The organism is Enterobacter sp. PL1 (assembly GCF_945957325.1).
Taxonomy (GTDB): domain Bacteria; phylum Pseudomonadota; class Gammaproteobacteria; order Enterobacterales; family Enterobacteriaceae; genus Enterobacter; species Enterobacter roggenkampii.
In genome coordinates this window covers 1-12,396 of sequence record NZ_CAMFKT010000049.1, presented here as the reverse complement: position 1 = coordinate 12,396, position 12,396 = coordinate 1, and the positions used below count along the sequence as shown (strand labels likewise).

Sequence of the window (12,396 nt, the reverse complement as noted above, 5' to 3'; positions counted from 1 at the left end):
GGAGAATCATGTTGCTCGTATTTGAATATTTCGTGCAGGCAGAACCAGTGATGTTTGTTGTCTGTAAGTGAATCAGCGTATTGCTTCTCGGTGAGGAACCTGAAGTTGTACTTCATCATGAGTTCGTCGTCTGACTTAAGTGGCGCTGTTAAATCGACGTAAAGCTTTCTGGGTGGCAGGATGCGATCATCCTGTGCCGAAGGCCACCACATCCGGGGCTGTTTATACGCATACGTTCCACACAATCCAATATATAATGATGTGAGACGCTGCTGACCATCAATCACCGCCTTGAAATCATGAAATCCAGCATTTGTTGCTACGCAGGGGTTTTCTTCATTAAATCGCTGACAGTATTCTTTCAGGAATTCATAGAATTTGTAATCATTTTTAATACTGGCACTACGGATATCCCACATCATGAAAGAGTTTATCGGGTAGTCTCGCATGATGGAATCAAACAGCAGACATATCTGACTGCTGCTCCAGACGAACTTCCTCTGAATTGCAGGCAGAAGATAGTGGCGTAAATTAATTGAATCTATCGCTTGTTTTATCGTTATTGCTTTTTCATACTGGCCAGCCATTATAAACCTCATATGTTATATTAGCTGGCCTATTTTAATTTATTGCGTGTCGGTAGTACAGTCTTTGCACAAACTAATTTATGCAATGGAAAAGCTGACGGCTCGGTTTGTGTTTTTCATTCGGGTAGACTCGCATTGCGGATGCACAAAGTGATGAAACCTGTCTTGCTATATTTTTACCGAAGTTAACAAGAAGGCCGTGCTTTATTTTTTCACCCTCTGCCCTGATGCTGATGATAAAGCTGAACTGATATACGATTACCTCAATGAGGTCATTGCCAAATGTTATGATGGCGGCGTTGTTTATTTCATGTTCATAATTCCTCAGGTCAGTGTTAAGTCTTGCGGTTGCATCTACAAGTGCATATTCTTTATCGATAATCATAACTTTCTCACTTATCATGTTAATGTGATTTAATCATCACTAATAATATGTTGTGATTTTAATTACGATTATTCGTCTGTTTACTCCCGTAATGCATTATCTGATGAATAATGTTCATGTGGGGTAAGGTTTCCATAAAGTCAGACTGTTCAATCAGCGAAATGAGCATATTATCGATTTCAAACGTTGTATCCGGTAATACCTCAACCAGCCTGATTCGGGACAGGGAAATAACGAACACGCCCGATGACGTACATCCGGCAAGAAACCACTCCGCATGGCTGCAAAGCAGACGGTAGGGATGAACGGTATGGCTGACGTTTTCGTCGGTTCTGATACGCACCTGGGTCTGGTTAAGTATGGCGAGCGTCAGTCTGCTGAAATCACCGAAAAGGGTGGGTTTCTGGCGCGGCTCCGGTAGCATAATCCTGTATGGCGAGGGACGTTCCCCGTCAAGCATCAGGCTCAGTAGTTTGGCATCCATCGCGGGTAACAGACGGTCAAGATGCAGCAACCTCGCCAGTATCTTCATATCCCGTTCCGTGCGGCGACGAAAGTAATGTGAGGCAAGCTGATACACGCCGTTGCTCTGTTCAATATCAAGGTAGGTCAGACGGACGTTGAAATCCCGTCGCAGTGTTCGCGTCGTCACTCCAAATTCTTCTGCCAGCGTCCCGATATGCAGCTTTTCACCCTGAAACAAACGGCTCAGGATGATGGAAAGGCGGGTTGCCAGTCTGTCATGTTCGTTTTCTTGTGTTATCAGCGTCATACATCATTTCCGAATTTAGCCGGGAAATAATGCCAGCTGTAGCGGACAGGATTTGTCCGCCCTCTGAAGTTTTTTAAAGTCTGAATACCTTAAATGTAAGTGCTAAACGTCAGTATTCTCAGGTGAATAAAGATGCTTCTGGCGCATGTAGGCAATAAAAATGCAGGATGGTAGCGTCACCCGGTATGCGGGACCGGCTAAATCAATCAGCAGCCAGAGAGAACTGAGCACCCAGCCCACGGGACCGGCAAAAGCGCCCATGGTACGCGTCAGCATGGCATTTCCTGCAACGGTCAGCCCTCTGCCTAACAGGGCTTTCGCCACACCATTTGTGACAACAAGTGCCATCTGATAGGCCGCAAACCCGGATGTTTTTATCCCCGCCTGGATTGCCATGGTCAGCAACTCCGGCGTGGGGTTGCTGTAGCCTGTCTGCAATTCTTCCGCCACGGTCTTTAGCTGGTCAGGCGTCATCTTCTCAAGACTTTTCTCCAGGATCTTCATCAGCAGATTCATTTCAATGGTTTCAACACTGGATTTGTTGTTGTAGTTCACCTTCATTTTATCGCAGGCATCGGTGAGAATTTCCCGGTACAGCACCCCTTTACCCCAGCGGAGCAGCGTGGCAAAGCTGTTCGCCCCAAACGTCTGAACTTCGGCGGCAATGGCATCCCAGTAGCGCGGGTGGTTGGGCTTGTGTTTTTTATACTGAGGATCATAGGTCAGCGTTTCCGTGATGCGTGCCAGTCCGTCTTTCGGATCGCAGATAAGCACAGAAACCAGTAAATCCAGATCGTCACGATGACAGTGGCGCAGAAACTCAAGGTCGGGGTCGTGTCGGTAGGTAGCCATATTTCACCTCATTGCAGATATTGGACCTGACAGTTTAAGGAAGCCCCCGGACAGGGTTTGTCCGCCTGAAAAACAAAAAAGTAAAAAAAAACCTGCCCGAAAGCAGGTTTCTGTTCACCGGATGGAGGTATATCGCGTCGGGATTACTTTCCGCGCCATTCCTTTTCCACTTTATCCGCAAAGGCATCGCACTGCCGGGCATATTCCGGGTTATAGAGCAGCTCCGACTGCGAAAGCTGCATGGCGGTCATGCTGCCGTTACGGGCATTTGATTCGAGCCAGGTTCTGCCATAGGTTTTGTTCATCACCTGAAGTACCCGGTTGAATACCGGTCCGTTGAAGCGGGCATTGAGATTAACGCCTTTTACCTGAAGGCCGCTGTCACTGGTCTGGGTCAGGCGGGTGGAGTACATCGCGCAGAAGGTCGAGTTGGTTATCATCTGAGCGTCAGCCTGCTCGTCGGCGAACGCGCTGTGGCTGAAGGCGGAAAGCAGAATTGTGGCGGTTAACAGTTTTAAAATTTTCATCATGTTCCCTTATGGATTGAAAAGCGGAGACAGCCTGCCATACGGGGCGGTCAGGAGATGTCCGGCAGAGAAAAAAGTCAGGGTTTCAGCGAGGGAGCCAGTCGCCAGCGGTGAGGGCCAGCGGATTCCAGCACAAAGGCCAGTTGAGCGAGGTCCCGTCTTGCGGTCCGGGGAGATACGTCAAACTGCCGGATGATGTAGCGAACAGATATTGTCTGACCGTAAAACAGGGCCATGGTCAGCCGGATAAGCCGTTCTCCCTGTCCGGTGACACGTTGCCTGCAACGGCTGGCTTTCATCGTTGCCATACGCGCCATCGGTCCCCTTTCTGAAAAGAATCGAGGTGTCTGGCAAGCCAGATATCAGGGCACGAATCGCCGGTAACGCAGCGGGCAGTAAACCGGTGGCAGTTAAAGTCGAGCAGGCTATAAGGATAGCGCTGACCCACTGCCGCCTTTGCCCGTTCAGCGGCCTGTGCACAACCCTGAGGCGTCAAATCCATACAGTCGGTATACACCGAGATAGCGGAGTTCCAGCCATCGAGCCGGTCAAGAAACCCTTTGGCCTTACTTTTGATAACGGTTCCATCGCCATCAAGATGAACAATATCGCCGTTACCCACATAGATACCGCTGTGTGCGGCAAGGCCAAAAAGCAGTTCGCACTGCACGATACCACCGTAAGCCGGTTCATCGACGCAGGAGAGAATGCAGTTATCGATAAATGAATCCACGAAGTTCAGCAGCAGAAGCCGGTACATAACATTCAGTTCCTTACTACGGGGGAGAGGGGGGATGCGGGGGAAACGTTGTGAACACTCAGCTTTGCCACAACGTACGGACCGTGAAAACCCCCATATCGTGGTAAGCCATAAAGTTACTTTCCCACAGCGACCAGAACTCACGGGCGTCGACATGAGAGATATCGCCACAACGGGAAAGCCACGTGTATTGTTGCGTCCAGCTCACATCGACATCTTTTTCAAGCTCAGGCCATGGATGCCCTGCATAGTGAAAATCGGTGACGTAATCGAGCTGCCAGTCTTCTCCGGCAGGGATGAGGCGTATTTCGACCGGATGCCAGCCGCCCTTTTCCGGTGAGTATTCAGGGTCACGAAAGTTAATGGTTAATCCGGTGATGGGGTGACGATGAGGCGGTTTTTGCGCGAGGATATCCAGAAGCAGTTGGGTGAACGACCGGGAGAGCGGCAGCACATAGCCGCCCTGCAATATTACGGGTGATGACATAGTGAATTTCCTGATTTTTGGTTAACAGAACACAGAAAAAGCGGGGTTAGTCCTGGCTGAGCGTAGCAAGCTGCGTCATACGATGCTGCCAGTCGGCATAGCAGCGGTGCATAAAGAGTCTGCTGCTGTCCGCTTCGATAAGGCAGATATCCGGACTTCTGAGCACAGCAGCAAGAAACCCGGCGTTGTTGGTACTGCCCTGACCAAACAGTGGGCGAAATACACGGGACGGGAAGCTGTCCTGCTGCTGTTCCAGAATGGCGTGAATCGCATCAAGCGCTATCCATTCACGGGAGAACAGGCCCCCTTCGCCATTGGCGGTTAAGCGCAGGGCAAGACTCCCGGTTTCACCCTCTTTACCCAGCTCATACGTCAGCAGTCCTTTACTGTGGGGGCTGATTTTCTCGGCTTCCCCCATGTAGAACACGGTATAGCTTTCGGTGACGGCGGCTTCGGTAGCGATTTTTTTCTTACTCATGGTTCAGCGCCTCAATCAGGTTCCGGAGTTGAGTGATAACGGTCGTGTCCGGGAACACCAGATAGATACCCTGTCCGTTATCGCAGACGATACCGAGCAGGAGATACCAGCCATCATCAAGTGCGGTGACGTATTCCGGGTTAGCCAGTGCCACTGCCAGCAGCGGGTCTTCGGGGAGGGTGTCATCGTGGTTGAGATGCCAGAGCAGGGTTCCCGTTTCGTTCCAGAAGGTGGTAAACAGGTCGATATCATCGACAGGGCCAAGGATTTCATTGCTGAGGGCCGCCAGTGCGGAGGCGGGCAGGTTGAGAAGGGGAAGACTGGTGGGGGTCGTGAGTTTAAACATGATTATCTCCATAAATGATTGATTCATATTGATAATATGTTTTCAAATGACTTTTAGTTACATTTTATTTACGTTGTTTGCTTTTTCTGGATTATGCCCTTAAATTTAGTTCTAACCTGGCATTAAATCCCGTTTTTTTTAGATTTTTAGAGTTTTATAAAGAAATTAGCATGTGCTGTTTTAACTGAAAATGAGAGAAGGCTTGCGCACAATTGCTATTGATTTTCTTACTTATTTTCTCAATCACAAAACGCCTTAAATAGTTCAAAAAACAATCAACACCCCATAATCGATATTATTTATGGGGAGAAACGACGTTTAAGCCTGAAAGTGGGGGAGTGGCACTTTCAGGAGATTAAGGAGGCAAACAGGCCTCTTTAACGCGTGTTTTTCTCACCAAAATGTCAGAGTCGGTGATTTGCACTTCAGTATTTCTGCCAATACTATTCGCTCCATGTGCTGGCCAGCATCTAACTCAATACCCTTAATCTGTATTAATTGAGCGAGATGTATGCATTATGAAACCCGATAGTTCTTTAAACCAAATAACGCAGACAATGAAACGGAATGATGTTGATTCTGTGGATAGTCGCTTTTTTGAGTCAGCGCAAAACATGAAAACCAGCGTTGACGTTGAAGATTGCTGCGTTGAAGTGATGGTTCGACATCACAGCCCAAAGAATCAAAGAGAGGCATTCACTAAAGCTTTTTTTGATGAGTGTAAAATCCGTGCAGTACAAACTGGCCGGACTATCGAAGCCAGCGATACAAAATGTACCGGGCTTAAGGCTATATTCCACTCATCCGGACGCATTAAGTTTATTGTCCGCAAAAGTATTCGCGGAAAGAATGTTTACGTTGCAGTAGGAAGTTACCCTGAATTTTCCATTAATAACGCAAGGGAACATGCCTTTAAAATAATTCAGGAGCTTAAGGCTTCCGTTGAGACTTATGGTGAGCGTTTTCTTACTCACAGTAAAATGACGTTTAATGAGCTTGTGGATGAGTATGAGAAAAGCGTACTCAGCACGGGCGTTAAGCGTTCAGCTAACACCGATCTTTCTAAGATCCGTAAATACCTGCGCCCTCTTCTCGGTGCCAAAAAGCTGGCAGGTATGACGGAGGCAGATATTCTGAGCTATCTGCATAATCTCGATCTCAAGCCTGCCACCCGCAACCGCCATCTGGCGCTCATTAAAGCGGTGTTTACCAGGGCAATACGCATGGGATACATCAGCCGCTCTCCGGCGCTTTATATCAAAGCGCTGCCTGAAGTAACGTCAGATCGCCGCGCCATGGATGACTCCCAGCTTCAGCGCTGGATGGAAGTCTGTGAGTGCTGGCGTAATGGTAAACCCGATCATGAAGGCCTTGCTCTGCTCATGTTCCTTGCCCTGACGGGGCTGCGTCTGGGGGAAACCCGTCATCTTCGTCTTGAGGATGTGGACTGGAGTCGCAAGGTTATCACCCTGCGCCATACTAAAAACGGCAAACTCCGCCGTGTACCGGTATGTGATAAGGCTTTCGTTCTTCTGACAGAACAGCGTCAGCATCTGGGGGATGAAGGCTGGGTATTTCCGGGCAAGGGGACCGACAATCCGGTTGCTGAGCCGCGTCGCCTGCAAAAACGGCTTTGTGAGGCTGCGGGTATTCCTCCGTTCACCATCCATGAGATGCGTCATACCTTTGCGACAAAGCTCATTGAGAGCGGGGCAGACATTCATACCGTCAAAGACTTACTGGGTCACAGCACAATCAAAGTAACAGAACTTTACTTGCACGCCTCCCCGGCACGTTATCACGAAGTTGTTAACCGGGCGATGGGCTAACAACTGGCACTCAACGACATGACTTTTAACCAGGATTCCGATGCCACCCGTTTTCTGACGGTGGCGTATTTTGATGGTAATGCACATGAATAAAAAAGTGACAACTAATGTTCCTCCGGTTTCCGGGATTAAGCGTATTCGCGCTTTTGCTGACCGTGATAAAAATTTCACCAAAATGTCGGAGGCAATTATCAGGCGTGCTGAAAACGCTGAAGTCGGTGAAGATGATATCGCTTCACTCGGTCTTAGTGATGGGCTGCCACGGCATTATGTGAATACGGCTGATGGCCTTTTCTACATCGGTGGACAGAAACCTGTGCTGGTTTGCGGTACGCCAGTTGTGCCTGTCGCCCTGTTTTGCGGGAAAGATAAGGAGTCCAGTCTTGGGATTCGCCTGATGACCGGTAACGGGCTGGGTAAGTATGTTAAGGCCCTGGTGCGCTTTGAGGATATTGTTCAGAGCGGTGCTCAGGTAGTAGGCAAACTGGCAGATCGTGGATTTTGTGTTGGCTCCTCTCCACAGCAGTTTGCCCTTTTTGACCGTTTTCTTCAGCGCTGCCGGAGTTTACCGCTGCCTGTCTATCTGATGGCAGATGCGATGGGATTCGTTTCGGAGGATATGGCCTTTTTACATGGTCATGAGCCCGTTGTGACCTCTCTGACCGGGTTTGATTATCTGCTGCCGGGATTCCGCGTGCGTCCCGGACTGCACAAAGGTGGGGCTCTGGAGGAGTGGATTAACCTCATCCGGGAAAATGTCCATGGCTGGGCGCAGACCTTTGCGCTGAGTGCGTCCTTTGCTTCGATGCTTCTGGTTCCTGCCGGTATGGATGTGGGCATGTTTCATTTTCACGGCGTATCCACCACCGGTAAAACGCTTCTCCTGATGCTGGCTGCATCGGTCCATGGTGATGGCAGCGAGCCGGGTAGTGGGGGGAATGTAAATATTATTCGCTGGAATACCACGCCTAACGCGATGGAGCGCCTTCTCGCTGACTATTCCGGTCTGGTCGCCTGCGTCGATGAACTGGGTGCGAGTAATCATAAGCAACTTTCCTCACTGCTTTACAACATTACGTCAGGTACGGCAAAAGAGCGCCTGAACCGTGGCCTGACGGCAGATGAGCCGTTTAAATGGCGCATGTTTATTCTCTCCACCGGTGAGATGTCAATCTCCGAAAAGCTGGCTGAACAGAAAGCCGTGTTACAGGGAGGGCAGGAGCACAGGGCCATCAGTATGGAACTGTTGCCTGAGGATGCTCAAAAACCGGATGAACCGGTATCAGAAACACGTGCCCGTGCAGATGCACTGAAGACGGGGCTGGCAGAGGCTTATGGTCATGCCGGGCCTGCATTTATCGGCAAACTGTTATCCGGGAAAAATACGGCTGGCGGTCTTCGCACCTACGCAGAGTTTTCATCCTGGCTCCAGGAACAGACAGATGATTGCTGTAACGCACTGGAAGAGGCCCTGAGGGATGAGGGGCGTGATATTACCCGCGTTCAGCGGCGCGGACTGAAAAGATTTGCGCTGGTATGGCTGGCAGGAGAGAAGGCGCTGAAATATGGCCTTTTACCTTTCGAAAGCGATGCGGTGGCTGAATCCGTTATGTCCGCTGCACGACGCTGGCTGGATGATAACCAGAATCAGTATAACCCGGTGCGTAACATGCTGGAGGAGCTTCAGCTGACGCTGGTGACAAAAAGCAGCAGGCACTTTATCACCCTGCGTGACGAACATGCCCGATGCCCGGGAGATATGTGGGGATTCGTCCATTACAAAACCGGCGACTTCCTGATTTATGAATCGGTGTTTGAAAAGCTCTGTTCTGAAAAGGGACTTAAGACCGTTGATGTGGCCAGACCGTTAGAGCGTTCCGGTTATCTGCTTGGCGAAAGTGCCGGACACTATAAAAAAAGAGCGCTGAAGACGATGGCGCAGTCTTACTACCAGGTCAAAAAAGCGTTTCTGAAATGCAATGTGATGACCGAATTTTAACCCTGAATAAAACCATTTTGACTGAATAACAACGAATAGAAGGTGATGTATGATTTTTGAATCAGACCAGTACTATGACGGTTTTCCTCACGCTATCAGCAGCGAAAATGAAGAAAAAACCTCATTCAATGATTACGCTCTGGTTAACACACTGGCGGAGTGCCTGTATCACGACATTTCTCGTGAAATCTTCGATGGCAGTGAGCCGGCGCTCCGGGCCGTCATTGCCAACGGTCAGATTAAATTCCTGGCTCGTTATACGCTTAGAGGGGCCTGCTATTATGAACCCCTCGGCACATTTCCACGTATGCCCGTTAACGTCGCGCGTGAACGAGCACGTGAACTCTATAACAGATTTGATGATCACCGGGTGCCGGATGAAGAATATGGGGCCATCCCGTTCTGACTGATGGCTGAACAGTAAAAAAAAGCAGGGGCACTTGCCTCTGCTTTTCTGTTATCACAAGGACGGTAGCTGAGCCGTTATCCTTTCCGCCAGTAACTGACTGGTGTTCTGTAAGCGCTGAGGATGAAGATGCGCATACCGTTGTGAAGACTGACTGCTGCGGTGCCCCAGTTGAGCCTGAACGTCATACAGTGTTCCGCCGTAGGACACGATGAGGGCGGCAACCGAATGGCGGCAGGTATGAATACACACTTCTTTGTCGAAAATTCCCGCCCGACGAACGATACGCTGAAAGGCTTTAACGGGGTTATTCAGCGGCATTCCTTGTTTTTTACCGATAAACAACCACGGATTTCCACGCTGTGTTGGCAGTGTTCTGATTACGTCCATCGCCAGTGAATTAAGATGAACAATCCGTCCATAGCCATTCTTGGTTTCCGGGAGCCATAGGGTGCGTTTAACCGGGTCAACATGCTCCCACTTAGCCAGACGCAGTTCATCACGACGAAGGCCGGTCAGTAACAGCAGTTTGACATAGCGGGCAGCTACGGGGCTGGTATCGTTATCGGCGGAGAGAAAAATACGACGAATTTCGTCCTCGGTAAAATAACGCTGTCGGGCGTTGTTCTCCCTGAGTAGCTGTACCACCCTTGCCGGATGAACAGAGGTCATGCTTTGCCTTCCGGCCCATGTAAAGACGGCTTTAATGAGTACGATGACACGGTTACAGGTAGCCGCTGACAGGGAAGTACTTAACGTCTGCTGAAGGCGCAGAATGCTCGCTGGTGTGATATCGCTCAGCAGCCTCTGACCAATGGCGGGACGGATATGATCGCGGTAGCGCTGAACATCCTTTCCCCAACTGCGTTTAGCGGATTTTGCCCATGGCAGATAATGCTGATTAAAGAGTTCATCGAACGTCAGCTCCATTCTCTTGTTTTCACGCTCCTGCTTAGGGTCAGTGCCGGTGGCAAGGGAACGTTTGTGTTCTATGGCAATCTGACGAGCAAGATTGACGTCCACTTCAGGCCAGTGACCAATGGCGATGGCGCGTTTTCGTCCATGATAAAGGTAGCGTAGCAAAAACTTTTTACGACCTTCTCTTCTGCTGACCAGACACTTGAGGCCGGAAATCTCAGTGTCGCTGTATTCGGCATCGGTACTGCGTGCATCGGATGTGTTAGGGGGCAGGGATTTAATGAGCTGATTAGTAAAACGGAAGCGTTTGGGGGTGGACATATAACCTCCTGTGACTGGTGTAAAGAACGTCAGGGTTGCCCCATCCCCGGCACGGCGCTGTTAATGGCTGAGTTGATTTTCTGGTGTGGCTAAGGGAATGCTGGTGCCACATGGGATGAATGAAGACGAGAAATACAGCAAAAACAGGCGTTACGGTCTGCTTCTGGTCTTAAGGGGAAGATTGCCGTTGGGGAAGAGTTCACAGAAATAATATGTGTTTCAGTCGGGTATAATTACATGTGATAAGGGCAAAGAGCGTGCTTTGCTAAAATTTGACATGTTGAAGTCCACTCTTTTTAACGATGTCGTTATGGACGACATGGCGAGTCTTGCTTAGATAATTAATCAAAATACTGTGACTTTGGACCCACGTTTACCACATTTCGAGCACTTGAGCCGAGTTTTAAGGTCTTCTAGAGTTACTCCCATTGCAACATACTGCTTAAGGTCGTTCAAAGTAAGGATTGTGGGGAGACGACAAAAAAATCCAGAGGCGCAACATACCAGCATCTCCGAGCCGTTTTTTAACCAGTCCTCAAGATTATCGTGCGATCTCGTTAGTCGTTCGATATCCGCTCTCCACTGCTGGATTTCATTACCGTTCCAGTCGATATTTAGCTCGATTTGTTTGGCAACGAACCGGTGTTTACCTCTGTTAACTGTGGGTTCATAGTCCTTACGTTGATCTTTGATGAGATCAGCCTCATAGAGGAAATCATCGTTTTTGTTGTCGGTATAATCAAAAATTACCTTAATTAAATCAATATCAACGTTTTGTTTTTTGATGAATAAACCCTGTGTTCCGCTTCCGTTCAAGTCCCGGCTAAAGTTAATGTTGAGATGGCGGCGGAGTGAGAAGAAATAGCTGTGGCCGTGCATAGCCAATGCAAGTCTGGCTATGTCATTGCAGTTGTAGGGTGTGTGTGTATCCATGATGTTACCTTTAATTCATATTCGGTCGAGAGCGTCAGGAAACTATCCTAATATACCTTTTTTCTACACCAGTATTTGGATCAATTTTCATCCCTTTGGCCTGCTTCTTGTTGATTAACTCTCAGCGATGTTTGAAATAGGCCATCAGTGGTCAGAATCATTTTTTACTTCCACTTTTTGCTCAGATTTGACCCTAAGGTCTAAGTTCCAATACGTTTCGCTCAATTACTATCACCCCTGATAAATTATTCTATGATGACGTGGAGGGCGGGGGATTCAGGCAATGTTAAGAAATGAAAGGTTTAAATGCGAATATTACAGGTGGAGGAGGTGGTGGATACCCCCGACTGACAAGGGGAGTTGATGGCGCTGAGTTCACCCCCTTGCCTGAAGAGGAGTCTCCCCGGTCTTCCCCCCGGGGGGGATGGCAGGTAATTTGTTGTTAAATAAAGTAAATTATGAAATCCCCCATTTCCCCCGTATTCTCTGCTTCATTATGAATAATCTTAGAGAAAGGAACCGTAAAGGACCGTAGAAAGACCGTAGCTGTGAGGTGAGGGAAGGCACATCAGAGGGTGTTGAGGTGTCTAAAAGTAACGAACATCTGCGAAAATGGCGAGAAATCCAGCAAACAAATAACGTGTTGCAACGACCAGAAATCTACCGTAGCCAGAAAAGGAAAAAGCCCCGCTTTGCAGCGAGGCCTTATGAATATTGGTGCCCGGACTCGGAATCGAACCAAGGACACGGGGATTTTCAATCCCCTGCTCTACCGACTGAGCTATCCGGGCAACGG

15 protein-coding genes and 1 tRNA gene are annotated in these 12,396 nt (G+C 49.0%); 3 read left to right on the top strand and 13 right to left on the bottom strand.

Features of this window, described 5'->3' with window-relative positions; all coding sequences use genetic code 11:
• The 10 genes from N6P30_RS23590 to N6P30_RS23545 form a co-directional block, all read right to left on the bottom strand.
• On the bottom strand, positions 1-587 hold a 587-nt coding region (locus tag N6P30_RS23590; protein WP_260629987.1), incomplete at its 3' end, for a DUF262 domain-containing protein.
• Positions 588-660: 73 nt separating this feature from the next.
• Positions 661-972, bottom strand: a complete 312-nt coding sequence (locus tag N6P30_RS23585) for a hypothetical protein (protein WP_023293482.1) — start codon at positions 970-972, stop codon at positions 661-663.
• Positions 973-1,030: 58 nt separating this feature from the next.
• The gene (locus N6P30_RS23580) at positions 1,031-1,744 is read right to left on the bottom strand and encodes a helix-turn-helix transcriptional regulator (RefSeq protein WP_023293481.1); all 714 of its coding nucleotides are present in this window, start codon (positions 1,742-1,744) and stop codon (positions 1,031-1,033) included.
• Between the two features lie 102 nt (positions 1,745-1,846).
• Positions 1,847-2,596 (bottom strand): DUF3944 domain-containing protein, encoded by a 750-nt coding sequence (locus N6P30_RS23575; RefSeq protein ID WP_000257250.1) that lies wholly within the window; start codon positions 2,594-2,596, stop codon positions 1,847-1,849.
• Positions 2,597-2,739: 143 nt separating this feature from the next.
• The gene (locus tag N6P30_RS23570) at positions 2,740-3,126 is read right to left on the bottom strand and encodes a hypothetical protein (protein WP_223349776.1); all 387 of its coding nucleotides are present in this window, start codon (positions 3,124-3,126) and stop codon (positions 2,740-2,742) included.
• Positions 3,127-3,200: 74 nt separating this feature from the next.
• Positions 3,201-3,440, bottom strand: coding sequence for a DeoR family transcriptional regulator (locus N6P30_RS23565; RefSeq protein ID WP_023293480.1), 240 nt, complete (start codon positions 3,438-3,440; stop codon positions 3,201-3,203).
• The gene (locus N6P30_RS23560; RefSeq protein WP_023293479.1) at positions 3,419-3,883 is read right to left on the bottom strand and encodes a lecithin retinol acyltransferase family protein; all 465 of its coding nucleotides are present in this window, start codon (positions 3,881-3,883) and stop codon (positions 3,419-3,421) included. The genes N6P30_RS23565 and N6P30_RS23560 overlap by 22 nt, the downstream gene beginning before the upstream one ends.
• 58 nt (positions 3,884-3,941) lie before the next feature.
• Positions 3,942-4,370 carry a DUF2787 family protein gene (locus N6P30_RS23555; RefSeq protein WP_023293478.1) on the bottom strand — a complete coding sequence of 143 codons (429 nt, stop codon included), beginning with the start codon at positions 4,368-4,370 and terminating at the stop codon, positions 3,942-3,944.
• Positions 4,371-4,416: 46 nt separating this feature from the next.
• A complete protein-coding gene (locus N6P30_RS23550; RefSeq protein ID WP_023293477.1) occupies positions 4,417-4,848 on the bottom strand; it encodes a hypothetical protein in 432 nt (143 codons plus the stop codon).
• Positions 4,841-5,194: a hypothetical protein gene (locus N6P30_RS23545; protein ID WP_023293476.1), complete on the bottom strand. Its 354-nt coding sequence runs from the start codon at positions 5,192-5,194 to the stop codon at positions 4,841-4,843. Before N6P30_RS23545 ends, N6P30_RS23550 begins: the two co-directional genes overlap by 8 nt.
• A gap of 518 nt (positions 5,195-5,712) precedes the next feature.
• Between N6P30_RS23545 and N6P30_RS23540 the strand changes: the two genes are divergently transcribed.
• From N6P30_RS23540 to N6P30_RS23530, 3 genes are all read left to right on the top strand, one after another.
• The gene (locus N6P30_RS23540; protein WP_032676840.1) at positions 5,713-7,023 is read left to right on the top strand and encodes a tyrosine-type recombinase/integrase; all 1,311 of its coding nucleotides are present in this window, start codon (positions 5,713-5,715) and stop codon (positions 7,021-7,023) included.
• Between the two features lie 85 nt (positions 7,024-7,108).
• Positions 7,109-9,022, top strand: coding sequence for a DUF927 domain-containing protein (locus tag N6P30_RS23535; protein ID WP_032676839.1), 1,914 nt, complete (start codon positions 7,109-7,111; stop codon positions 9,020-9,022).
• A gap of 49 nt (positions 9,023-9,071) precedes the next feature.
• Positions 9,072-9,428, top strand: a complete 357-nt coding sequence (locus N6P30_RS23530; RefSeq protein WP_023293473.1) for an Arm DNA-binding domain-containing protein — start codon at positions 9,072-9,074, stop codon at positions 9,426-9,428.
• A gap of 54 nt (positions 9,429-9,482) precedes the next feature.
• Here the strand turns inward: N6P30_RS23530 and N6P30_RS23525 are convergent, their stop codons facing one another.
• The 3 genes from N6P30_RS23525 to N6P30_RS23515 all read right to left on the bottom strand — a co-directional run bounded on the left by N6P30_RS23525 (position 9,483) and on the right by N6P30_RS23515 (position 12,391).
• Positions 9,483-10,667, bottom strand: coding sequence for a site-specific integrase (locus N6P30_RS23525; RefSeq protein WP_023293472.1), 1,185 nt, complete (start codon positions 10,665-10,667; stop codon positions 9,483-9,485).
• A 345-nt stretch (positions 10,668-11,012) separates the two neighbouring features.
• Positions 11,013-11,600: a hypothetical protein gene (locus tag N6P30_RS23520; protein WP_023293471.1), complete on the bottom strand. Its 588-nt coding sequence runs from the start codon at positions 11,598-11,600 to the stop codon at positions 11,013-11,015.
• A gap of 715 nt (positions 11,601-12,315) precedes the next feature.
• Positions 12,316-12,391, bottom strand: a tRNA-Phe gene (locus N6P30_RS23515).
• Positions 12,392-12,396 lie beyond the last annotated feature (5 nt).

Bases quoted from the DNA above. Each gene is read 5' to 3' on its own strand.
- N6P30_RS23585 (WP_023293482.1), bottom strand. From the start codon at position 972: ATGATTATCGATAAAGAATATGCACTTGTAGATGCAACCGCAAGACTT.
- N6P30_RS23580 (WP_023293481.1), bottom strand. From the start codon at position 1,744: ATGACGCTGATAACACAAGAAAACGAACATGACAGACTGGCAACCCGC.
- N6P30_RS23575 (WP_000257250.1), bottom strand. From the start codon at position 2,596: ATGGCTACCTACCGACACGACCCCGACCTTGAGTTTCTGCGCCACTGT.
- N6P30_RS23570 (WP_223349776.1), bottom strand. From the start codon at position 3,126: ATGATGAAAATTTTAAAACTGTTAACCGCCACAATTCTGCTTTCCGCC.
- N6P30_RS23565 (WP_023293480.1), bottom strand. From the start codon at position 3,440: ATGGCGCGTATGGCAACGATGAAAGCCAGCCGTTGCAGGCAACGTGTC.
- N6P30_RS23560 (WP_023293479.1), bottom strand. From the start codon at position 3,883: ATGTACCGGCTTCTGCTGCTGAACTTCGTGGATTCATTTATCGATAAC.
- N6P30_RS23555 (WP_023293478.1), bottom strand. From the start codon at position 4,370: ATGTCATCACCCGTAATATTGCAGGGCGGCTATGTGCTGCCGCTCTCC.
- N6P30_RS23550 (WP_023293477.1), bottom strand. From the start codon at position 4,848: ATGAGTAAGAAAAAAATCGCTACCGAAGCCGCCGTCACCGAAAGCTAT.
- N6P30_RS23545 (WP_023293476.1), bottom strand. From the start codon at position 5,194: ATGTTTAAACTCACGACCCCCACCAGTCTTCCCCTTCTCAACCTGCCC.
- N6P30_RS23540 (WP_032676840.1), top strand. From the start codon at position 5,713: ATGAAACCCGATAGTTCTTTAAACCAAATAACGCAGACAATGAAACGG.
- N6P30_RS23535 (WP_032676839.1), top strand. From the start codon at position 7,109: ATGAATAAAAAAGTGACAACTAATGTTCCTCCGGTTTCCGGGATTAAG.
- N6P30_RS23530 (WP_023293473.1), top strand. From the start codon at position 9,072: ATGATTTTTGAATCAGACCAGTACTATGACGGTTTTCCTCACGCTATC.
- N6P30_RS23525 (WP_023293472.1), bottom strand. From the start codon at position 10,667: ATGTCCACCCCCAAACGCTTCCGTTTTACTAATCAGCTCATTAAATCC.
- N6P30_RS23520 (WP_023293471.1), bottom strand. From the start codon at position 11,600: ATGGATACACACACACCCTACAACTGCAATGACATAGCCAGACTTGCA.